Here is a 19,895-nt window from a genome sequence, read left to right as displayed (position 1 = left end):
CCTCTCGATTCACGTGAAACTTGGAGCTGTTCCGTCAGGTAAATCTCCCCGGCGGGGAGATTTAGGGCGAGAATCCCATGAAAGCCATGCTTGAATGGCTAACGCGCCGCTGAGATTACCCCGGCCTCCCAGCCCAGGATTGCCCGCTTGCGCGGCACCCCCCAATGGTAGCCAGTAAGTGCGCCAGAGCTGCCCACGACGCGGTGGCAGGGTACGACGAAGCTGATCGGGTTCTTGCCCACTGCGGCCCCAACGGCGCGTGAGGCGCTTGGCCGGCCAATGGCCCGGGCCACCTCTGAATAGGTCGTCGCCTTGCCGCAGGGAATTTTGAGCAGCGTCTCCCAGACGCTTACCTCGAAATCGGTTCCGATCAGCACAATTCGCACCGGCTGGTTGGCCGACCAGCGTGACGGCTCGAAAATGCCTGCGGCCATTGCAGCAATGCGTGTGTCGTCATGGCTGAAGCGCGCTTTGGGCCAGCGATTGGCCAGATCGGCAAAGACATCGTCCACGCTGGTTTGCGCGTCGGCAAAGCCGAGTCCGGAAATGCCATAATCGGTTGCGGTGACCACGGCGAGGCCAAAGGGCGACGGGGCAACGCCCCAGGCCATGTCGATGCCAGCGCCGCCGGCCCGGAACACGCCGGGCGGCATGGCCTCATAGGTGACAAACAGGTCATGCAGGCGCGAAGTGGACGACAGACCCACCTCATAGGTGGTGTCGAGCACGCTTGCCTTGTCGCGCAACAGGCTCTTGGCGTGGTCGAGCGCTACGGCCTGGGCAAAGCTTTTGGGGGAGAGACCGCACCAGCGCCGGAACAGATCGGTCAATTTCCGCTCGGTGAGCCCCAGTGCGCGGGCAAAACGATCGAGGTCGGTGGTGTCGGGACCGTTTTCGCTCAGATAACGAATGGCCGCGCGGATAGTGTCGTACTCGCTGTCCGGCGTCAGTGTCAGATGCTGGTTCATGTCCGGGTCTTTCACTGGAAAACGTCGGATAGTCATAGCGTCTGACGCGGGGCAACACGACCCGGATTTAACCTGGGCCCGATTTCGCTAGCGGGCGCGGCGCGCCTTGCGTAGGGCGGCGCCGAAGGCTTTGGCAAAACTCGACTTATCTGCGGTCGAAAGAAAGGCACCCAGCACGATTTCGCGGTCCGCGGCACGAAGATAGATGCCGGTGGTGCGCTCGAAGCTGTCGCGTTCAAGGCGCAGGCGAACCTCCGCCGGATCGAAGCGCTCAAGGGTCTTTTCAATACCCGGCTGGGTGGTCGCAATCTCGACCTGGTCGGTCCAGAGGGTGATCTGCTGGCTGATGCGGCCTTGCCGCGCTTGCCGCACACTTACGGCTGCCAGCCCGGCAGTGCCGATGACGAAGGCCGACAGGCCGGGCACGAGAAATTCGGGCAAGGCGAGCAGAAACGGCGCCGCCACAATGGCGGCCAGCACCAGGGCCAGCCAGCCGCCAGCCATGCGCAGCGACCGGTCCGGTCGCAGGGTCGCGGCAAAGAGCGGGGTGGTGGTGGTGACTTGCATCGCAGATCCTCTTGGCCGAAATACTGGCAGAGAAATGAGGCCGAGAGAATGGCGACTGCCAAAAAAGTGAAAAAGCTGAGCCGGGCCGACGCCGAGGCAATTTTTGCCCGCTTTCATGAGATCGAGCCCGAACCCAAGGGCGAGCTTGACTATATCAACGCCTTCACGCTGCTGGTGGCCGTCGTGCTCTCGGCCCAGGCGACCGATGTGGGCGTGAACAAGGCCACAAAGCGTTTGTTTGAACTGGCGCCCTCCCCCGCTGCCATGGTGGCGCTCGGCGTCGAGCAGATCACTGATCTGATCAAGACGATCGGGCTCTATCGCGGCAAGGCGAAGAACGTCTTCGCGCTCTCCCAGATCCTCCTTGATCGGCACGGCGGCGAGGTACCCCCCGAGCGCGAGGCGCTCGAAGCTCTGCCCGGCGTCGGGCGCAAGACCGCCAATGTGGTGCTCAATATCTATTTCAAGCAACCCACCATTGCGGTCGATACGCACCTGTTTCGGGTCAGCAATCGCACCGGCCTGGCGCCGGGCAAGACCCCGCTCGATGTCGAGAAAGCGCTGACCAAGCAGGTTCCCGACCGCTTCTTGCTACATGCGCATCACTGGCTGATTCTGCATGGGCGCTATATCTGCAAGGCCAGAACACCCGAATGCTGGCGCTGCCCGATTGCCCAGTGGTGCCGGTTCGAACCCAAGACGCCATTGCCGGTGCGGCGATAGGCCCCCACCCGCCCTGCGGTCAGCCTCTCCCCCAAAGGGAGAGGTGAAAAGGGTCACCCCCCATAGCCCCGCGCCATGGCGGCGGCAAAGATCGGGATCAGCAGCAGGACACCAGCCTGCAGGTGAATGAAGCGACGACTTGCCAAAATCTCATTGGCTGGCGGGGCATAGTCGGCCTGCTCGACACCCGCCTGGGCCCAGCGGCGAAAGGCTATTGTTGGCGGTATGGTGAGCAGGCCGACGATGAGAAAGGCCACCATCTTGCCCCAAAAGGCGTGGTTGCCGATGTAATACTCATACCCCACTGTGCCGAAGATAACCCGAACAACGCCCACGATAATGACGATGCCGGCCGCCGCGCCATAGGCTCCGTCTATGCGGGCCAATTGCTTGAGGCGCGCCCCTGAGAGACCCGGTCGCACCAAGACGAACTGGACAGCAAACAGCCCCACCAGGGTAAAGACTGCCAGATGATGGGCCGAGGCCAGGATCAGGTCGAGCATTTGCGCTGCGTCCCATTCTATGTAATCAGTGCATACATATCTGCTCCGCGATGTGATCAATGTCAACATCATCCAATAGCCCCTATCATCACGGCAATCTGCGCCAGGCCCTGCTCGAGGCGGCGCTGGTCATTCTCGAGCAACAGGGCGAAGCGGGCTTGGGCTTGCGCGATCTGGCGCGGGCGGTGGGGGTATCGCCGGCGGCACCCTATCGACATTTCGACAGCCGTGCGGCTTTGCTTGAAGCGCTGGCAGTGACCGGGTTCCAGCGCTTTGCCGCGCGCATGGAGGCGGTGGCGGCGAGCCGGCCACACGATCCGATGGCGGCCATGGGCAAAACCTACGTGGTCTTTGCGCTGCAAAATGCCAACCTCTTCCGCCTGATGTTCTCCCCGCAATTGAAGAAGGATTCCCGGCCCGGCCTGCGAATGGCGGCCGACGCAGCTTTTGATACGCTGCGCCATCTGGTCGGCGGCGATCTCGAGAACGGCCGCGTTCGGGCCCTGGCGGCCTGGGCTAAGGTGCATGGCCTGGCTGTGCTGCTGCTTGACGGGCAGATCGCCATCCGCTCGGGCGAAGACACCGAAGCGCTGGTGGAAGAGATCATTTCGTCTCTCTAGGTCTGCGGCACTTGGATTCAGGGCGCCAAGCCCAAAACAATTGCCCCGCTGCCTATCATGCTCTAAACCGGCCCACGGCCTTTTCCCCAACGCCGGACACCCCCGCATGACCCAGACCCGCTTCGACGTGCTGACCATCGGCAATGCCATTGTCGACATCATCGCCCCGGTGGAGCCCGGCTTTATCGAGCGCGAAGGCATGCAGGAAGGCATCATGCACCTGATCGATACCGATCGGGCCGAAGACCTCTATGGCAAGATGCCACTGGGCCGCGAACAGATTTCAGGCGGCTCGGCCGCCAATACCGCCGCCGGCGTCGCCTCGCTGGGCGGGCGCGCTGCCTTTGTCGGCAAGGTGGCCGACGATCCGCTGGGCGACGTGTTCGAAACCGACCTCAACGAGATCGGGGTGCATTACAACACCTCGCGCCTCAAGAACGGCGCGCTGACCGCCCGCTCGATGATTTTTGTTTCGCCCGATGGCGAGCGCACCATGAACACCTATCTCGGCGCCTGCCATGAACTGACCGAGCGCGATATCCATGCCGATGAAATCGGCGGCGCCGCAATCACCTATATGGAAGGGTTTCTGTGGGACCCGGTGGAAGCCAAGAAGGCCTTCGTGCTGGCCGCCCATTACGCCCACAAGAACGAGCGCGCCGCCGCCTTTACCCTGTCGGACCCGTTCTGCGTCGACCGCTACCGCGCCGAATTCCTCGACCTCATCCGCTCCAAGACCATCGACTATGTCTTTGCCAATGTGAATGAGATCAAATCGCTCTACCAGACCGAGGATCTGGGCGAAGCCGTGCGCGAAATCGCCAAGGACGCCGAAGTCGCCGCCATCACCATGGGCGCCGAAGGCGCCATGGCCGTGTTCAACGGCGAAGTGATCTCGGTCCCGGCCTTCCCGGTCGACAAGGTGGTGGATGCCACCGGCGCCGGTGACCTCTTCGCCTCGGGGTTCCTGCTCGGCCTGGCCCGCGGCCAGACCATGGATGCCGCGCTCAAGACCGGGTGCCTGGCGGCCTCCGAAGTCATCACCCATATCGGCGCAAGGCCGCAGCTCGATCTCGAAGAGCTGAGTCAGAAGCACGGGCTTGCGGGGTGACGACCGTTCGCGTTGGTGAGCATTGCGCCAGTGATGCAATTGCTGGAACGAAGTTCCAGGGCGCCATGCATGTGAGGGCGCTTTGGGCCCACTTATCGCATTTTGGTGTTGTACCATTCTTCATTATTGAGCTTAGACCCAGCCTATGACGACCTCGGCAGAGGTAAAGCGCTGGACTAGACCGCTCCTTGCAAGGCACCCGGACCTGCTCCTTGTGGGCCGCGACCTTCTGCTTCGGCCTCTCAATCACATCTATCGTGCCATACGGTTCATGGGGTCGTCCCAAAGAACTTACCCCAATCCGACTGCCACCTTTGGCGTCCTGTTTGTGCCGCCTTCCGTACCCATGAGTCACACGTTCGGTTTGGACCTAATGGTCGGGCATTCGACGGAGTCCGGCTTTGCGGCGAAACTTTCGCAAATGACTGACGATGCGTTGGAGAGGGGTCTGCGCCGGCTCGATACAATCCAGGCGCTTTACGAACTGACATGCGAAGATGGACTATTGTGGAACGTAGCCGGCACCGGACTATCGCATTCACCGCCGCTGCAGGCCGCCGTGCTTGCAGCCCTGGGAAAGCTCGAAGACTTGTGCGCCGCCGTGGATGCCGAGCTCGCCGAGAACGAAGTGGGCTACCTTGAACTGCTGGAAGAGGGCCTCATCGAGCGGGAGCGTGGTGGGCGCAATAATTGGGGCGATCACAAGGTCAGCGTGGCAAACACCTACATCGCTCGGCACAAAGACATGAAATTGCTAGCGGATCTCGCGCATAGGAATGATCGCGCCAGTATCGCGGCACAATTGCATCGATGGGAAGCACAACGAGTCGAAAAGCTCGGTCTGAAACCCTATTGGCAGCCGACGCCCTTCCCGCTTGAGCTGAGCTAAGCCACGCTCACCCGCTTTCCGTCCATCTCTGCCAGTATCGCCCTTGCCGCGGCCGCCGGGTCTGCCGCCGCGATGATCGGGCGGGCGACGACGAGGTGGGATGCTCCGGCGCTTAAGGCGTCACCGGGGGTCATGGCGCGCTTCTGATCTCCAAGGTCAGCGCCGGCGGGGCGGATACCGGGGGTGACCACGGCCATGTGCTTGCCCACAATAGTGCGGACCATTTCGGCCTCATGGGCCGAAGCGACCACGCCGCCAATGCCGGCCTCCTTCGCTTGCTGGGCACGCAGGGCAACCAGTCCGGCCGCATCGCGGGCATAGCCGGCATCCTTGACGTCATTGTCATCCATCGAGGTCAGGACAGTGACGCCCAAAATAGAAAGACCAGATCCCGCGGCCGCCTTCTGCGCGGCGCGCATCGCCTTGGGATAGGCGTGCACGGTCAGCATGGTAGCGCCGGTTTCGGCAATCGCGGCCACGCCCTTTTCGACCGTATTGTCGATATCGAGCAGTTTGAGGTCGAAGAAGACTTTCTTGCCGGCGGAAAGCAGGGCCTTGCCCAGATTGAGACCGTCGGCGCCGTAAAAGCACTGATAGCCGATCTTGTAGAAATCGACGCTGTCGCCGAGCAGCGCCACGATCTCCTCGGCGCGCGCGCGTGAGGAAACGTCAAGACCCACGATCAACTGGCCAGCCATGGTCTTTCTCCCGATTTGTGATTTGCTTTTCGCCTCGCACAAGTGTTGCGCAAGAGCAAGCCTTCTCTTGGTATTATGGCGCCATAACAGGCTTGCAGGGCGTTGCTATGGCATCATACCAAGCCGCTTTCTGCCCGTGTTTTCCGGATATTCTCATGCAGCAACAGGCATTGGCGGCCATGGTGGCCTGGATGCGGCTCGACACCGCGCTCAAGGCCTTTGAAGCCGCGCTCAAGCGCGATCACAAGATCACCACACTGCAATTGGCGGTGCTGCACATCGTCTCCGAACGCCCGCATATTCCGCTGGCCGCCTTGCGCAAGGCGCTGCTGGCGCATCCGGCAACGCTGGGCCAGGCGATCGATGATCTGCGGCGCAAGGGCTTGTGCCAGGTGCGCACCAATCCCGAGGACCGCCGGGCCCGCAATGTATCCCTGAGCCAAGCTGGGGCTGCCCTGGTAGCGGCGGTGCCCATGGCCGGTCCGATGCGGCTGCGGGACGTCGAAGGAGAGACCGACCGGCTCGACCGGCTGACCCCCGCGCTCAACGATGCGCTGGAGCTGTTCGGGCTTGAGAACTGGATGGGGCGATAGGAACCCTCACCCAAACCAATCCGGCTCGATCTCCTCCATCGGCGTCCAGTCGCTTAGGAGCTGCTTGGCGGCGAGGTCAAAGACAAAGCCATTGCCTCCACCCGGGACGCCGATATGGCCCTGGTCCTCCTCCCGCGAAATGCGGCGATTGCCTAGCCGGCATTTGAGCAAGGTACCGACCGCGCCATGGCCGCAAAACACTGCTACACCGTCAGGCGGGACTGAGGCGCAAGCAGTGCGAATGGTCGAAACGATCCGCGCCTGCGCATCGATAGCCCGCTCCCAGCCTTCAATGCTCTGCTGGGGAAAGGCAAAAAAGCGGTCCGCCGTTTCCTCGAACAGGGCTGACGGCAAAAAGCCGGTGGATGAGCGGTCATTCTCGCCCATTTGGTGATCGGCCAGCACCGGCGTCCCGGCGGCCGCCGCAATCAGCTCGGCCATTTGCAGCGCCTTGGTCTCGCGGCTCGAAAAGACAATGGCCCCATCGGGCACCACGCCGCGCGTCACAAAGGCCTCGACCCGCGCCCTGCCCAGACCCGACAGGCCCCAGAGCGGCACCGGAATGGCCGCATCAATCTGAACCTGGGGATGGGTAAGGTAGAGCGCGCGCACTTCTATCCCCGGCTGAAATGGGTCAATTCGGTCACCATCTGGTCAACCTTGCGGATGATGCCCGGCTCCACCGGGTCGCCATTGTCATCGAATGCTGTATCGGCCGGGCCGATGCCGAGCAGCGTCGGCACGATCAGCGTGCCCACCTTGGTGAGGCTGTCACGCAGGTGGCTCAGGGACCATATGGTGCCATACTTTCCCGAACTGACCCCGCCAATGCCGAACACGGCGTGACGGAACACGCTGGGCTTCTGGCGCGACAGCCAGGTAATGGTGTTGACCAGCAGCGGCGGCACCCCGCCATTATATTCGGGGCTGGCGATGAACACGATATCGTGGCTGCGCCACATCTCGGCCAGTTTCACCGCCGCTTCGGGCACATGGTCGGGCTCGAGGTCTTCATTGAAAATCGGCATGTCGAAATCTTTGAGGCTGATTTCTGTCACCGCCACTCCCGCCTGAGTGAGCTTGCGGCCCATATGCTGCTGCAGGATGCGGTTGTAGGACCCCTTGCGGATCGACCCGGACAGGGTGAGTGCCGTCTTCATATTGCCTCCGAAATTTCCGATAGTGTCGAAAGTGACCCGGCTGGTTCGTCGGTGCAAGTGAATTGGCGGGAGCATGTGCCCCTGTCTGTCTGACACAATGTTCCAGGGAGAAACCCGATGACCACCTCGATCTTCATCAACGTGCCCGTGCGCGATCTCGCCGCCGCAATGGCTTACTACAATGCGCTCGGTTTCGAACACAATCCGCAGTTCACCGACGAGACAGCCGCCGCAATTGTCATCTCGGACACCATCTATGTGATGCTTCTGACCCACGACAAATTCCAGAGCTTTTCGAAAAAGCCGATCCCCGATTTCAACAAGGAGACCGGCGCGCTCTATGCCCTGTCGCGTGACAGCCGCGAGGCCGTGGACGCCATTGCCGAGGCCGGGCTCAAGGCCGGTGGTAGCGAACAGCGCGACCCGGATGATTATGGCTTCATGTATTCGCGCGCCATTGCCGATATCGACGGCCATGTCTGGGAATATGTCTGGATGGACATGACCAAGTTCCCGTCCGAATAATCGCGATGAGGTTCGGGTAGGCCGCGTTGCGGCCTACCCTAGCCCAGGCGCAACAGCCGCCGTACTAGCCGCCAATATTGCTCGCGCTGGTAGCGATAATAATGCGCATTGGTCATCAGATGGCGATAGGTCTGCTTGAAGGCCACGCGCGCCCAGGGCCACCAGGGGCGGCTGTCGGATGAATAATGCAGGATGTGCGGGTCGAACACTTCATGCGCCGGCTCGGGGTTCTGCATGTTCCAGCGTGGGTCAAGCTCGAGGAACTGCCCTTTAAGGACGTAATTGAGAATGTCCTGATCGTAATAGAATCGTTCGAGCTCGCCGGGAGGCAATTCTTTAAGCCCGGCGATGAAATCGACCTGGGCGTAGCGCTCGAGATCGATCAGCATCACCCCGGCATTGTAATAGGGCTCGGCCATGGAAAAGCTCGACCGCGCCTTGAGATCGCGCCCGGCAATGCAATGCATGCGGTCCGGCTGCAGCGCGGCAGCAATCACTTTGCCTTGCATGTCGATGGCGAACAGTTTTTCGATCGGATTGCGCACAAAGGTGTCCGCATCGATATAGAGCGCTCGTTGGATCCCGGCCGGCAGCAATTCGCTCAGGAACAGGCGCACATAGACAATCGGATTAAGCCGCTTCATGCGAATGCGCGGGAAGGCGGCGATGCGCGCGCCCAGAATGTCGCTTTGCTGGAGATCGGTCAGATGCAGCGCAGCACCATAGTCGCTGGCGATGGATTTGATGATCGCCAGATTCTCTGGCTTTAGCCCGGTATGGAAAACGCGGAAGCGCAGGGCTGTGGGGTCCGTGCTGGTCAGGCAGAGCGAGCGCATGGTCGCATAGGCCGGGCCCCAGAAATTGTCGTCAAAGGTCAGGACGATGTCATGCACGGCTTGGCCCCCAGACATGTGATGGATGCGCTGGGCATCCAGCGCGCCGCTCCTGCGTGCCATTCAGCCATAGGCCTCATGGCCTTGAGCCCTCAGATCGCGCCGCCGGCGCAAATAGACCGTGCAGCGTTCTGGCCGTACCCGCCTGTCGAGCATAGCTCTCCAGGCCTTGATCGCGAAAATCGCCCCACCGGGGCGATTTATCTGCGCGATCAAGCCTCAAACATCTTCTTGAGCTTATCGAAGAAACCGTCCGAGGTCGGGCTGGTTTCCCCGGTTTCGAGCCGGGCGAATTCCTCGAGCAGTTCGCGCTGCTTGCGGCTCAGATTTTGCGGCGTCTCGATGTCGAGCTGCACATAGAGGTCGCCCACATCCTTTGAACGCAGCACCGGCATGCCCTTGCCCTTGAGGCGGACGCGCTGGCCTGGCTGGGTGCCGGCGGGCACTTTCACCTTGGCGCGGGCATTGCCCAGCGTGGGCACCTCGAACTCGCCGCCCAGCGCCGCTGTGGTCATCGAAATGGGCACGCGCGCAAACAGATCTGCGCCATCGCGCTGGAACAACTGGTGCGGCTTGATCGAAACGAAAATATAAAGATCGCCCGGCGGGCCACCGCGCACTCCGGCTTCGCCCTCATTGGCAAGGCGGATGCGGGTGCCGTCTTCAATGCCCTGGGGCACGTCCACACTGAGCTTGCGGTTCTGCTGATGCCGACCCTGTCCACCACAATCGGTGCAGGGCTGATCCATCATCTGGCCCCGACCCTGACAGACCGGGCAGGTGCGCTCGATGGTGAAAAAGCCCTGGGCGGCGCGCACCTTGCCATGGCCGTTACACTGGCGGCAGGTATGGGTACCGGTGCCTGGCTTGGCCCCGGCTCCGTCGCAGGTCTCGCAGGTCGCCAGCGTCGGTACGTCGATCTCGACCGTCCGGCCCTCGAAGCTTTCTTCCAGCGTGATTTCGAGATTGTAGCGCAGGTCCGAGCCGCGCATACGGGACGCCCCACTGCTGCGCCGTCCGCCGCCACCGCCCATGAAATCGCCGAAGATGTCTTCGAAGATATCGGACATGGAGGAAGCAAATTCCGGCCCGAAACCCGGACCGCCTCGGGCGCCACCGCCATTTTCAAATGCCGCGTGGCCAAACCGGTCATAGGCCGCGCGCTTTTGCGGGTCCTTGAGGGTGTCGTAGGCCTCGTTGATTTCCTTGAACTTGTGCTCTGCCTCTTCATTGCCCGGATTGCGGTCGGGGTGAAACTGCATGGCGAGCTTGCGATAGGCGCTCTTGAGAGCGCCGTCATCAGCGCCCTTCTGGCAGCCAAGCACCTCGTAGAAATCGCGTTTGGCCAAGTTGAACTCTCTTTGTCGGTCGCGCCGGTCTGGTCGTCGCGCTGGATTGCAATGAAGAAAGGCCGGCTAGGTCGGCGCTTGAACCCGCATATGGGCAGGCGTGCGCCTCTTAGCAAGGGGAACAGGATGGATCAACCGCACCGGATTCACGTGAAACGTCGAGCCATGCCTCAGTGGCAGATTCGGTGCGGTGGACCGGCTCTAACGAAAAGCCCCGGCGTTGCCACCGGGGCTTTCCAAAAGTTCAGTCAGATCGTCTTAGGCTGACTTTTTGTCGTCGTCGCCGTCCTTGACCTCTTCGAAGTCGGCGTCGACCACGTCGTCATCGCCATCATCGTCGGAGCCATTGGCCTTGGCTTCAGCTTCGGCCTGGCTGGCCTTGTACATGGCTTCGCCCAGCTTCATCGAGGCTTCCGCCAGGGTGGCGGTCTTTTCCTTGATGGCTTCGGCATCGTCGCCTTCCAGCACCAATTTGAGATCGGCAATGGCGGTTTCGATGGCAGCCTTGTCATCGGCCGAGACCTTGTCGCCATAATCGGCCAGCGACTTTTCGGTCGAGTGCACCAGCGATTCGCCCTGGTTCTTGGCTTCGACGGCCTCGCGCTTCTTCTTGTCTGCCTCGGCATTGGCCTCGGCATCCTTGACCATCTGCTCAATATCGGCGTCCGAAAGACCACCCGAGGCCTGGATGCGGATCTGCTGCTCCTTGCCGGTGCCCTTGTCCTTGGCCGAGACATTGACGATACCGTTGGCGTCGATATCGAAGGTCACCTCGATCTGCGGCACGCCACGCGGTGCGGGCGGAATGCCGGCCAGGTCGAAATTACCCAGCAGCTTGTTGTCCGCGGCCATTTCGCGCTCGCCCTGGAAGACGCGGATGGTCACCGCGTTCTGATTATCCTCGGCGGTCGAGAAGGTCTGGCTCTTCTTGGTCGGGATGGTGGTGTTGCGATCGATCAGGCGGGTAAAGACGCCACCCAGGGTCTCAATGCCCAGCGAGAGCGGGGTCACGTCGAGCAGCAGCACGTCCTTGACGTCGCCCTGCAGCACGCCGCCCTGAATAGCAGCACCCAGTGCCACCACTTCGTCCGGATTCACACCCTTGTGCGGATCCTTGCCGAACAGCTGCTTGACCGCTTCCTGAACCTTGGGCATGCGGCTCATGCCGCCCACCAGCACAACCTCGTCGATCTGGCTGGCCGAGACGCCTGCGTCCTTCATGGCCTGCTTGCACGGCTCGATGGTGCGGTTGATCAGGTCATCGACCAGCGATTCGAGCTTGGAGCGCGAGAGCTTGAGCGTCAGGTGCTTGGGGCCTGAAGCGTCTGCGGTGATGAAGGGCAGGTTGATTTCGGTCTGTGTCGAGCTCGAAAGTTCGATCTTGGCCTTTTCCGCAGCTTCCTTGAGGCGCTGCAGTGCGAGCTTGTCGCCGCGCAGGTCGATGCCCTGCTCTTTCTTGAACTCGTCGGCCAGATAGTCGACCAGACGCATGTCGAAGTCTTCACCGCCCAGGAACGTATCACCATTGGTGGACTTCACCTCGAACACGCCATCGCCGATCTCCAGGATCGAGACGTCGAAGGTACCGCCACCAAGGTCATAGACCGCGATGGTGCCCGAATTCTTTTTGTCCAGGCCATAGGCGAGGGCCGCTGCGGTCGGCTCGTTGATGATGCGCAGCACTTCAAGGCCGGCAATCTTGCCTGCGTCCTTGGTGGCCTGGCGCTGGCTGTCATTGAAGTAGGCCGGAACGGTGATCACAGCCTGCGTGACGGTCTCACCGAGATAGCTCTCGGCGGTTTCCTTCATCTTCTGCAGCACCATGGCGGAAATCTGCGACGGCGAATACTTCTCGCCCGAGGCTTCCACCCACGCATCGCCATTGTCGGCCTTGGTGATCTTGAAGGGCACCAGGTCCTTGTCCTTGGCCACGACCTTGTCGTCGTAGCGGCGGCCGATCAAGCGCTTGACGGCAAACAGGGTGTTTTCTGGATTGGTGACGGCCTGGCGCTTGGCCGGCTGGCCAACCAGACGCTCGCCATCCTTGGAGAAGGCAACCATGGACGGAGTGGTCCGCGCGCCTTCAGCGTTTTCAATCACCTTGGGATTGGTGCCGTCCATGACGGCAACGCAGCTATTGGTAGTACCCAGGTCGATACCGATGACTTTAGCCATTACTCTGCCTCTTTCTCAGCGAACCCGCGATTTAAAGCCCTCTCAAGGAAAGCAGCTTCCTGGCCCGATGGGCCGGGGTCCCTCATAGGTTATAAAATCGCCCCTTGCGGGGCCTCGGGGCGTATATAGGGGGGTGTCATTGACGCTTCAAGCGCGCGTCTTGCTGAATTTCCTGCATGCCCGATAAAGCGCCTGTCCGCATTCGATGATTCCCCCCGGCGGACAAACCGCCTAAGAGCGCATGATGACGACGCCCGGCACCCTATTGCTGCATGACAATCTTGCCCCTGAGGGCCAGAATCTGCTGTTCAGCGCCCCGCGCGAGGTGCTGGTGGCGCATAGCGCCGCCGAGGCAAGAGCGGCCCTTGCGCGAATCGCCGAGGCCGGTCGGAACGGGCTGTGGGCTGCTGGTTATTTCGCTTATGAGCTGGGCTTTGTGTTTGAGGAGCGGCTTGAAGCGCTTCTCCCCGAACGCAGCAAGACCCCGCTGCTCTGGTTCGGACTTTACCCAGCACCACAGCGGCTCGGGGTCGACCAGGTGCAGCAGATTTTGGCCGAGGCGCCTGATGGTCAGGCCATTGCTGTCAGTCCCATCCCCAGCTTTGCGGACTATGAAAAGCCCTTTGAGCAGGTCAAGGCGCTGATTGCCGCCGGCGACAGCTATCAGGTCAACCTCACCTTCAAGGCGCAGTTTGAACTCGAGGGCGATCCGCTCGGTCTCTATCGCCGTCTGGCCCAGAGCCAGCACACTGCATACGGCGCCTATCTCAATGCCGGGGATCACCATGTGCTCTCCCGCTCGCCCGAGCTTTTCGTTTCCTCTGTCAAAAATGTCCTTGGCGCCCGACCGATGAAGGGCACGCTGCGGCGCGGGCGGACGGTCAGCGAAGACGATGCGGGCCGGGCAGCGCTGGCCGCCGATGAAAAGAACCGCGCTGAAAACCTGATGATCGTTGACCTGCTGCGCAACGATCTTGCCCGCATTGCCGAGATCGGCTCGGTCGAGGTGACAGACCTGTTCTCGGTGGAGACTTATCGCAGCCTGCACACCATGACCTCGGGCATCAGGGCGCGAAGGCGTCCGGGCGTGGACTTTGTTGAGGTGCTGGAAAATCTCTTCCCGTGCGGCTCGATCACCGGCGCGCCGAAATTGCGGGCGATGGAAATCATCCACGCCCTCGAAGCGAGCCCGCGCGGACTCTATACCGGGTCAATCGGCTATTTGGCGCCGAACGGTGATTTCGCCTTCAACGTGGCCATTCGGACCGCGGTGATCGACAGCCAAGGGCGCGGCGAGATTGGCATTGGCGGCGGTATCGTCGCGGATTCAGAGGCGCGCGATGAATACGAGGAGGCCCTGCTCAAATTGAACTTTCTGTCTGATCCCGCCCCGCCGGTCACCCTGATCGAAACTTTCAAATGGACGCCAGACGATGGCTATGTGCTGCTGGAGCGGCATCTGGACCGTTTGATTGCTTCGGGGGCCTATTTCAACCTGACGGTGACGCGCGAGAAGGTGCTGGCCTATTTGGCCGAGCGTGCCCTGGACTGGACCGAACCGATGCGGGTGCGGCTGACCCTGTCTGAAGACGGCCTCGACCTCGGCGCGGTGCCCCTGCCGCCGACCCCGGAAAAATTCCGCTTCGCCATAGCGGACGAAGTTCTTCAATCCGACAATATCTGGCTGGCCCACAAGACCACCAATCGTGCCTTTTACGATGTGCCCCGCCAAAGGGCGCATGAGACGCATGGTATGGACGAACTGGTCTTCACCAATGAGCGGGGCGAATTGACCGAGGGCTCGTTCACCAACCTGTTCATCGAGCGCGAGGGACGATTATTCACTCCGCCCCTCGACTCAGGGGTCCTGCCCGGCACGCTGCGCGCCGAGCTGATCGCTGCGAACAGGGCAGAAGAGCGTGTGCTCGGGGTTGCCGATCTGCACATCGCCGATGCAATCTGGCTGGGCAATTCGGTGCGCGGGCTGATCCGGGCCGAATGGGTAGAGCTGGAGACACCTGACGCATGACCATCGCCATTACGCCCCAAGACGTGCTTGTCGTTGTCGATGTACAGTACGACTTTCTGCCCGGCGGCAGCCTTGCAGTGGCGGGCGGCGATGAAATCGTGCCATTGATCAACAAGCTGGCAAGCAAGTTCAGCAATGTCGTCCTCACCCAGGACTGGCACCCGGCCAATCATGTTTCCTTCGCCAGCCACCATGAGGGCAAGAAGCCCTTTGATATTCTTGAACTCGATTACGGCGCCCAGGTGCTCTGGCCGGATCATTGCGTGTGGCAGACCAAAGGCGCCGAGTTGAGCCGTGACCTCAATATTCCCCATGCCCAGCTCATCATCCGCAAGGGTTACAATCGAAGCATCGATAGCTATTCGGGGTTCCAGGAGGCGGACCGCGAAACCCTCACCGGTCTTGCCGGCTATCTCAACGAGCGTGATGCGGGGCGGCTCTATGTGGTGGGGCTGGCGACAGACTTCTGCGTTGCCTGGACGGCGCTGGACGGTGCCGCCGGAGGCTTTGACGTAACGGTCATCGAGGACGCGACACGCGCAATCGACGCCGATGGATCGCTCGAACAGGCCTGGACCGACATGAAAGCGGCTGGCGTCGCCCGCATCCAGAGCCGCGATATTCTGGGCTAGGCCGCAGCCCACAGGGACAAAGCTCCCCGACGGGGAAAATTGAACGGACCAGGCCACGAGAGCTAATGGCGGGGCCGCTGCCGGATGAACCGCTAGATCTTCGCCCCGTCTACGGCGCGCGTCGCCCCGCCAGCCGCAATCTGCTTGATCACCAGCGCATAATCGCTCCGCCCATTGGCATGGAGCCGGAACAGGCCGTCGCGACCAGCAAAGCCGGCTGGGTTGGTGATCAGGCTTGCCTCGTAAGGCGGCGTAGCCAATGAGAGAGTATTCACATTGGCAAGGATGGTGGCCGTATACGCAATGGTGGCCATCTGCGGCGGATTGCTGCCAAAGCGGGCCGCATAATCAGCACGAATGGCATTGAGGCCCGCCTCGTCCACTGCCGGAAAGATCGCCCCGGTCAACGCCGGGCTGCGCAGCAAGGCTGAATCATTGGCCCAGTCTGCCGAACCCACCAATTGCACTGTTTCCGTAGTGGCGCCGGCTTGCGCCAAGAGGCTCGCAAAGGTCGCCGCGCTGGCCCGGTCGGGCATTACGAGGGAATCGATCGCGCCGCGCTCGATCAGTGGCCGGGCCTGGTCAACGATCTGCTGCGCTTCACTGATATCGGAAAAGGTATAGACCGCACTGGGATTGAACCCGGCGGCGATGGCCTGCTGCCGGAACGCGGTGGCCAGCGCCTCGCCATAGGGTGTCGCCGGAAAAATGCCGGCCGGCCCGCGTCGGCCCTGATCGCGCAGATAGCGCACCGCGCGCTTCATTTCGGTTTCGGGCAGAATGTTGAGAACGTAGACGCCCGGCATGGCGACCGCGCTGTTATTGGCAAAGCCGATCAGCGGAATATTGGCCGCCCGTGCCACCTGCCCCGCGGCGGTCACCTGTTCGGCCGTCACCGGCCCCAGGATCAGCTGGGCGCCCTCGGCCACGGCAGCATTGGCGGCGCTAGTGGCCCCCGCCGCACTGTCGCCGGTGTCGCGCAGCGAGATGGTGATGTTCTCCCCGATATTTGGATTGGCCTCGATGAACCCGATGGCGAGTTTTGACGCATTGGCCAGCGCCGTGCCCAATTGGCTCAGCGCCACATTGCCCGAGAGCGGGAGCAAGAGTGCGACGTTGACGCGACCGCGGCCAAATTGTTCCCTGGGCGCGCTGGCGATCGGAGACAGGCCGCCGTTGCTTGTCCCATTACCCGTCCAGGGCAGCGAGAAGGAGCGCGACCCCCATTGCAGCGTACCAGGCGAACAGGCAGCCAGCGCCGAGGCCAGGCCCACCATGGCCGCGCGGCGGCTCCATCTTGCCTCTTGATCCCCCATTTCAATCCAAAGCCGTTTCAAATGCTCACAATGTGTTAACAAGGTCGCCGCATATGGTTAACCAAAGTTTGAGACGCGTAGGGGGCGGACAATGAGCGGGGCGGGCAGGGACTATTTCATCGCCGGCACCAGGTTCGACGCTCCGCCTCTGGCGCCTGGCCTTTACGTGGTGGCGACGCCCATCGGCAATCTGCGCGACATCACGCTGCGGGCGCTGGAAACCCTGGCCGCCGCCGAACTGGTGCTGTGCGAAGACACCCGCACCTCGGCCAAATTGCTCGACCACTACGGCATCAAGGGCCGGCGTCAGGCGCTGCATGAGCATAATGAACGCGACAAGGCAGAGAACATCGCCGCGCGTGTCGCCGCCGGAGCGGCCATTGCCCTGATCTCCGATGCGGGCACCCCCCTGCTCTCCGATCCAGGATTTCCGCTGATCCGGGCGCTGGCCGAACAAAACCTGCCGGTATTTCCGATTCCCGGCGCTTCTGCCCTGCTCTCTGCCTTGGTCGTCGCTGGCCTGCCCACCGACGCCTTTGTGTTCCATGGTTTCCTGCCGCCCAAGGCGGGTGCCCGAGCCAATGCGCTGGAAAAACTCAAGGATTCACGTGAAACGCTGGTGTTCTACGAATCGCCGCGTCGCCTGGCCGCTTGCCTTGCCGGCATGAGCGACGTGCTGGGCGATCGCCAAGCCGCCGTCTCGCTCGAATTGACCAAACGCTTCGAGCGCACCTTCCGGGGCTCGCTTGCCGAATTGGCAGTGCAGTTCAGCGAGGAAAGCACCAAGGGCGAGGCCGTCATTGTCGTCGCGGGCGCTGCCGAACCAAGCGCGCCGTCTGCCGAGGACTGGCAAGCCGCTCTCGCCGAGGCCATGAACGGACAGGCGCTTCGCGCCGCGGTCGATGAGATTGCCGCGCGGTTCGGCCTCAAGCGCAAGGAAGTCTATGATGCCGCGCTCGCCCTCAAAAACGCCCAGTGAGCGGCGCATCGCCGCTGAACGGGCCGGCCATCGCGGCGAAATGTTGGCTGCCTTGTTCCTGCAGTTGAAGTTTTATCGCCTGCGCGAGCGCCGCTTCAAAACTCCGATGGGCGAGATTGACCTGGTGGTCGAAAGGGCCGGCATCATCGTCTTCGTCGAGGTCAAGGCCCGGGCTCGCAATGCCGACGAACATCTGACCCATGCCGCGATCAATCGCCGCCGCATCACCCGCGCCGCCCAATTCTGGCAGGCGCGCCACCCGGCCGAAACCGGCAAGGATTTCCGTTTTGACGTGATTTTCCTTGCACCGGGACGCTGGCCACGCCATCTCATCAACGCCTTTCCTGCAGCGTGAGTCTTGCCATGTCGCTCAAAGTCGCCGTCCAGATGGACCATATTGCCACCATCAACCCGACCGGCGATTCCACTTTCGCCATGATGCTCGAAGCCCAGTCGCGCGGCCATGAGCTGCTGCACTACACACCAGACACGCTTTCGCTGAATGGCGAGGTGGTGAGTGCCCTCTGCCAGCCAGTCACGGTTGCCGATGCCCCAAAGGGAGAACATTTCACCCTGGGTGAGGCGACACGGATGGACCTGTCCACCCAGGACGTGGTGCTGATGCGTCAGGACCCGCCCTTTGACATGAACTATATCACGCTCACCCATCTGCTCGAGCGCATCCACCCCAGGACCTTGGTGGTCAATCCGCCCGCCGCAGTGCGCAACGCGCCTGAGAAAATCCTGGTGACGGATTTTCCCGATTTGATGCCACCGACCCTGGTGACGCGCGACCGTGCCGAAATACAGGCCTTCCGCAAGGAGCATGGCAACATCATCGTCAAGCCGCTCTATGGCAATGGCGGGGCCGGCGTGTTCTTCATCCAGGAGGGCGACCACAATTTGGCGAGCCTGCTCGAATTGTTCGAGGCCAATTATCGCGAGCCTTTCATGGTGCAGCGCTATTTGCCCGATGTACGCCAGGGCGACAAACGCATTATCATCATCGATGGCGAGCCGGTGATGGGGCTCAATCGCATCCCCGCCGACGGCGAGGCGCGCTCCAATATGCATGTGGGCGGGCGCCCCGAGCTTTCCCCGCTGACCTTGCGCGAGCAGGAAATCTGCGCCACCATCGCCCCGGCGCTGAAAGAACGCGACATGATCTTTGTCGGCATTGACGTTATCGGCGGCTATCTCACCGAGATCAACGTCACCTCCCCCACCGGCATTCGCGAAATCAAGCGCTTCGGCGGCCCCGATATTGCGGTGCTGATCTGGGATGCCATTGAAAGGCGGCGGCGCTAGCGCCGGGTTTGCCTGCCCAGACAAAATACCCTAGTGCTGTGGCTCGGGCTGGGGAGCTTGCATGAACACCTTTCTCGTCGCATTTGCCACGCTGTTCGCCACTGTTGGTGTGGCCGATATCGCCTTCATCTTTGCCGCCCTGACCAAGGACAACACGCCGGCCCAGCGCCGCACCTTTGCCACGCGCGGTGTGCTGATCGCGCTGGCGATCCTGTTGTTCTTCGCCGTTCTGGGCAACGCCATTCTCGACATGTTTGGCATCACCATTCCCGCCTTGCGCACGGCCGGCGGCGTGCTCCTGCTGCTGATTGCCATCGACATGGTGTTTGCCCGCCATTCGGGCGGCACCGGCACCACCGATGAAGAAGAGCGCGAAGCGCGCCAAAGCCAGGATATTTCGGTCTTTCCCCTTGCCATGCCGCTAATGGCTGGGCCCGGCGCAATTTCTGCCGTTATCCTGCTGACCACTGGCGCTAGATCCGACCTCGAATTTTGGCTGGTGCTGGCCGCGATCGTGGTGATCCTGGCGCTGTGCTGGCTGACCCTTCTTATTGCCATTCCAATTCAGCGCCTGCTGGGCCTCACCGGCCTGTCGGTGGTCTCGCGCATTGTCGGCATTCTACTCGCGGCTCTGGCGGTGCAATTCATATTCGATGGCATCAGGGCCAGCGGCCTGCTGGGCGGCTAGCGGGCCTTTTCCGCAAATTTGCTGAAAATTGTCTGCGTTAAGCAAGACTTAACCCTGTGATTGCACCGTGACGTATCCGGACGCAGGAATAGCGCAGTTCTACGGATAGGGATTTTTCCATATGCGTCTCGCTGCTGCCCTGGCTTTGCTGATCTTCGCAATCATGGCC

The 19,895-nt window shown here is 61.7% G+C and carries 22 protein-coding genes; 12 read left to right on the top strand and 10 right to left on the bottom strand.

Annotated features, from left to right (window positions below; all coding sequences use genetic code 11):
* Positions 1 to 98: 98 nt before the first annotated feature.
* Both GGR20_RS09935 and GGR20_RS09930 read right to left on the bottom strand, forming a co-directional pair.
* Positions 99 to 968 carry a methylated-DNA--[protein]-cysteine S-methyltransferase gene (locus GGR20_RS09935; protein ID WP_246349524.1) on the bottom strand — a complete coding sequence of 290 codons (870 nt, stop codon included), beginning with the start codon at positions 966 to 968 and terminating at the stop codon, positions 99 to 101.
* Positions 969 to 1,055: 87 nt separating this feature from the next.
* Complete coding sequence (locus tag GGR20_RS09930; RefSeq protein WP_183311094.1) at positions 1,056 to 1,535, bottom strand: DUF2244 domain-containing protein; 480 nt, start codon at positions 1,533 to 1,535, stop codon at positions 1,056 to 1,058.
* Positions 1,536 to 1,583: 48 nt separating this feature from the next.
* Between GGR20_RS09930 and nth the strand changes: the two genes are divergently transcribed.
* Positions 1,584 to 2,258, top strand: a complete 675-nt coding sequence (nth, locus tag GGR20_RS09925) for an endonuclease III (protein ID WP_183311093.1) — start codon at positions 1,584 to 1,586, stop codon at positions 2,256 to 2,258.
* Positions 2,259 to 2,311: 53 nt separating this feature from the next.
* Here the strand turns inward: nth and GGR20_RS09920 are convergent, their stop codons facing one another.
* The gene (locus tag GGR20_RS09920) at positions 2,312 to 2,761 is read right to left on the bottom strand and encodes a DUF2214 family protein (RefSeq protein ID WP_183311092.1); all 450 of its coding nucleotides are present in this window, start codon (positions 2,759 to 2,761) and stop codon (positions 2,312 to 2,314) included.
* Between the two features lie 59 nt (positions 2,762 to 2,820).
* Here GGR20_RS09920 and GGR20_RS09915 point away from each other — a divergent pair, with 59 nt between their 5' ends.
* The 3 genes from GGR20_RS09915 to GGR20_RS09905 all read left to right on the top strand — a co-directional run bounded on the left by GGR20_RS09915 (position 2,821) and on the right by GGR20_RS09905 (position 5,381).
* Positions 2,821 to 3,381, top strand: a complete 561-nt coding sequence (locus GGR20_RS09915; protein WP_183311091.1) for a TetR/AcrR family transcriptional regulator — start codon at positions 2,821 to 2,823, stop codon at positions 3,379 to 3,381.
* Positions 3,382 to 3,487: 106 nt separating this feature from the next.
* A complete protein-coding gene (locus tag GGR20_RS09910; protein WP_183311090.1) occupies positions 3,488 to 4,492 on the top strand; it encodes an adenosine kinase in 1,005 nt (334 codons plus the stop codon).
* 373 nt (positions 4,493 to 4,865) lie between these two features.
* Positions 4,866 to 5,381, top strand: a complete 516-nt coding sequence (locus tag GGR20_RS09905; RefSeq protein ID WP_210283142.1) for a hypothetical protein — start codon at positions 4,866 to 4,868, stop codon at positions 5,379 to 5,381.
* On the opposite strand, the gene pyrF is transcribed toward GGR20_RS09905, so the two are convergent.
* A complete protein-coding gene (pyrF, locus tag GGR20_RS09900) occupies positions 5,378 to 6,079 on the bottom strand; it encodes an orotidine-5'-phosphate decarboxylase (protein ID WP_183311088.1) in 702 nt (233 codons plus the stop codon). The genes GGR20_RS09905 and pyrF overlap by 4 nt on opposite strands.
* Before the next feature lie 155 nt (positions 6,080 to 6,234).
* On the opposite strand from pyrF, the gene GGR20_RS09895 reads away from it, so the two are divergent.
* Positions 6,235 to 6,672, top strand: coding sequence for a MarR family transcriptional regulator (locus GGR20_RS09895; protein ID WP_183311087.1), 438 nt, complete (start codon positions 6,235 to 6,237; stop codon positions 6,670 to 6,672).
* A 6-nt stretch (positions 6,673 to 6,678) separates the two neighbouring features.
* Here GGR20_RS09895 and GGR20_RS09890 read toward each other — a convergent pair whose 3' ends face one another.
* Positions 6,679 to 7,284, bottom strand: a complete 606-nt coding sequence (locus GGR20_RS09890; RefSeq protein WP_183311086.1) for a histidine phosphatase family protein — start codon at positions 7,282 to 7,284, stop codon at positions 6,679 to 6,681.
* 2 nt (positions 7,285 to 7,286) lie between these two features.
* The gene (locus GGR20_RS09885; protein WP_183311085.1) at positions 7,287 to 7,832 is read right to left on the bottom strand and encodes an NADPH-dependent FMN reductase; all 546 of its coding nucleotides are present in this window, start codon (positions 7,830 to 7,832) and stop codon (positions 7,287 to 7,289) included.
* 117 nt (positions 7,833 to 7,949) lie between these two features.
* Here GGR20_RS09885 and GGR20_RS09880 point away from each other — a divergent pair, with 117 nt between their 5' ends.
* A complete protein-coding gene (locus GGR20_RS09880) occupies positions 7,950 to 8,357 on the top strand; it encodes a VOC family protein (RefSeq protein ID WP_183311084.1) in 408 nt (135 codons plus the stop codon).
* Positions 8,358 to 8,395: 38 nt separating this feature from the next.
* On the opposite strand, the gene GGR20_RS09875 is transcribed toward GGR20_RS09880, so the two are convergent.
* The 3 genes from GGR20_RS09875 to dnaK form a co-directional block, all read right to left on the bottom strand.
* Entirely contained in the window at positions 8,396 to 9,313 is a 918-nt protein-coding gene (locus GGR20_RS09875; protein WP_183311083.1) for a glycosyltransferase family 8 protein, read from the bottom strand.
* A gap of 149 nt (positions 9,314 to 9,462) precedes the next feature.
* Positions 9,463 to 10,599 carry a molecular chaperone DnaJ gene (gene dnaJ, locus GGR20_RS09870; protein ID WP_183311082.1) on the bottom strand — a complete coding sequence of 379 codons (1,137 nt, stop codon included), beginning with the start codon at positions 10,597 to 10,599 and terminating at the stop codon, positions 9,463 to 9,465.
* A gap of 258 nt (positions 10,600 to 10,857) precedes the next feature.
* A complete protein-coding gene (gene dnaK, locus GGR20_RS09865; RefSeq protein ID WP_183311081.1) occupies positions 10,858 to 12,774 on the bottom strand; it encodes a molecular chaperone DnaK in 1,917 nt (638 codons plus the stop codon).
* 244 nt (positions 12,775 to 13,018) lie between these two features.
* Between dnaK and pabB the strand changes: the two genes are divergently transcribed.
* Positions 13,019 to 14,803 (top strand): aminodeoxychorismate synthase component I, encoded by a 1,785-nt coding sequence (gene pabB, locus GGR20_RS09860; protein ID WP_183311080.1) that lies wholly within the window; start codon positions 13,019 to 13,021, stop codon positions 14,801 to 14,803.
* The gene (pncA, locus tag GGR20_RS09855) at positions 14,800 to 15,435 is read left to right on the top strand and encodes a bifunctional nicotinamidase/pyrazinamidase (RefSeq protein ID WP_183311079.1); all 636 of its coding nucleotides are present in this window, start codon (positions 14,800 to 14,802) and stop codon (positions 15,433 to 15,435) included. The genes pabB and pncA overlap by 4 nt, the downstream gene beginning before the upstream one ends.
* A gap of 92 nt (positions 15,436 to 15,527) precedes the next feature.
* Here the strand turns inward: pncA and GGR20_RS09850 are convergent, their stop codons facing one another.
* Positions 15,528 to 16,751: a penicillin-binding protein activator gene (locus GGR20_RS09850; RefSeq protein WP_183311078.1), complete on the bottom strand. Its 1,224-nt coding sequence runs from the start codon at positions 16,749 to 16,751 to the stop codon at positions 15,528 to 15,530.
* A gap of 91 nt (positions 16,752 to 16,842) precedes the next feature.
* Here GGR20_RS09850 and rsmI point away from each other — a divergent pair, with 91 nt between their 5' ends.
* The 4 genes from rsmI (at position 16,843) to GGR20_RS09830 (ending at position 19,726) form a co-directional block, all read left to right on the top strand.
* Positions 16,843 to 17,730, top strand: a complete 888-nt coding sequence (gene rsmI / locus GGR20_RS09845) for a 16S rRNA (cytidine(1402)-2'-O)-methyltransferase (protein ID WP_183311077.1) — start codon at positions 16,843 to 16,845, stop codon at positions 17,728 to 17,730.
* Complete coding sequence (locus tag GGR20_RS09840; protein WP_183311076.1) at positions 17,699 to 18,085, top strand: YraN family protein; 387 nt, start codon at positions 17,699 to 17,701, stop codon at positions 18,083 to 18,085. The genes rsmI and GGR20_RS09840 overlap by 32 nt, the downstream gene beginning before the upstream one ends.
* Positions 18,086 to 18,093: 8 nt before the next feature.
* A complete protein-coding gene (gene gshB, locus GGR20_RS09835; RefSeq protein WP_183311075.1) occupies positions 18,094 to 19,038 on the top strand; it encodes a glutathione synthase in 945 nt (314 codons plus the stop codon).
* Positions 19,039 to 19,099: 61 nt separating this feature from the next.
* Positions 19,100 to 19,726 carry a MarC family protein gene (locus GGR20_RS09830; RefSeq protein WP_183311074.1) on the top strand — a complete coding sequence of 209 codons (627 nt, stop codon included), beginning with the start codon at positions 19,100 to 19,102 and terminating at the stop codon, positions 19,724 to 19,726.
* Positions 19,727 to 19,895: the final 169 nt, after the last annotated feature.

It is taken from the genome of Devosia subaequoris (genome assembly GCF_014197055.1).
Taxonomy (GTDB): Bacteria; Pseudomonadota; Alphaproteobacteria; order Rhizobiales; family Devosiaceae; genus Devosia; species Devosia subaequoris.
Note: the sequence above shows the minus strand (reverse complement) of the source record. Positions and strands in the feature narration are given on the sequence as shown.

What these genes read in the sequence shown, in the direction of transcription:
- GGR20_RS09935 (WP_246349524.1), bottom strand. Translation starts at nt 968, where the DNA reads ATGAACCAGCATCTGACACTGACGCCGGACAGCGAGTACGACACTATC.
- GGR20_RS09930 (WP_183311094.1), bottom strand. Translation starts at nt 1,535, where the DNA reads ATGCAAGTCACCACCACCACCCCGCTCTTTGCCGCGACCCTGCGACCG.
- nth (WP_183311093.1), top strand. Translation starts at nt 1,584, where the DNA reads ATGGCGACTGCCAAAAAAGTGAAAAAGCTGAGCCGGGCCGACGCCGAG.
- GGR20_RS09920 (WP_183311092.1), bottom strand. Translation starts at nt 2,761, where the DNA reads ATGCTCGACCTGATCCTGGCCTCGGCCCATCATCTGGCAGTCTTTACC.
- GGR20_RS09915 (WP_183311091.1), top strand. Translation starts at nt 2,821, where the DNA reads ATGTCAACATCATCCAATAGCCCCTATCATCACGGCAATCTGCGCCAG.
- GGR20_RS09910 (WP_183311090.1), top strand. Translation starts at nt 3,488, where the DNA reads ATGACCCAGACCCGCTTCGACGTGCTGACCATCGGCAATGCCATTGTC.
- GGR20_RS09905 (WP_210283142.1), top strand. Translation starts at nt 4,866, where the DNA reads ATGGTCGGGCATTCGACGGAGTCCGGCTTTGCGGCGAAACTTTCGCAA.
- pyrF (WP_183311088.1), bottom strand. Translation starts at nt 6,079, where the DNA reads ATGGCTGGCCAGTTGATCGTGGGTCTTGACGTTTCCTCACGCGCGCGC.
- GGR20_RS09895 (WP_183311087.1), top strand. Translation starts at nt 6,235, where the DNA reads ATGCAGCAACAGGCATTGGCGGCCATGGTGGCCTGGATGCGGCTCGAC.
- GGR20_RS09885 (WP_183311085.1), bottom strand. Translation starts at nt 7,832, where the DNA reads ATGAAGACGGCACTCACCCTGTCCGGGTCGATCCGCAAGGGGTCCTAC.
- GGR20_RS09880 (WP_183311084.1), top strand. Translation starts at nt 7,950, where the DNA reads ATGACCACCTCGATCTTCATCAACGTGCCCGTGCGCGATCTCGCCGCC.
- GGR20_RS09875 (WP_183311083.1), bottom strand. Translation starts at nt 9,313, where the DNA reads ATGGCACGCAGGAGCGGCGCGCTGGATGCCCAGCGCATCCATCACATG.
- dnaK (WP_183311081.1), bottom strand. Translation starts at nt 12,774, where the DNA reads ATGGCTAAAGTCATCGGTATCGACCTGGGTACTACCAATAGCTGCGTT.
- pabB (WP_183311080.1), top strand. Translation starts at nt 13,019, where the DNA reads ATGACGACGCCCGGCACCCTATTGCTGCATGACAATCTTGCCCCTGAG.
- pncA (WP_183311079.1), top strand. Translation starts at nt 14,800, where the DNA reads ATGACCATCGCCATTACGCCCCAAGACGTGCTTGTCGTTGTCGATGTA.
- GGR20_RS09850 (WP_183311078.1), bottom strand. Translation starts at nt 16,751, where the DNA reads ATGGGGGATCAAGAGGCAAGATGGAGCCGCCGCGCGGCCATGGTGGGC.
- rsmI (WP_183311077.1), top strand. Translation starts at nt 16,843, where the DNA reads ATGAGCGGGGCGGGCAGGGACTATTTCATCGCCGGCACCAGGTTCGAC.
- GGR20_RS09840 (WP_183311076.1), top strand. Translation starts at nt 17,699, where the DNA reads ATGCCGCGCTCGCCCTCAAAAACGCCCAGTGAGCGGCGCATCGCCGCT.
- gshB (WP_183311075.1), top strand. Translation starts at nt 18,094, where the DNA reads ATGTCGCTCAAAGTCGCCGTCCAGATGGACCATATTGCCACCATCAAC.
- GGR20_RS09830 (WP_183311074.1), top strand. Translation starts at nt 19,100, where the DNA reads ATGAACACCTTTCTCGTCGCATTTGCCACGCTGTTCGCCACTGTTGGT.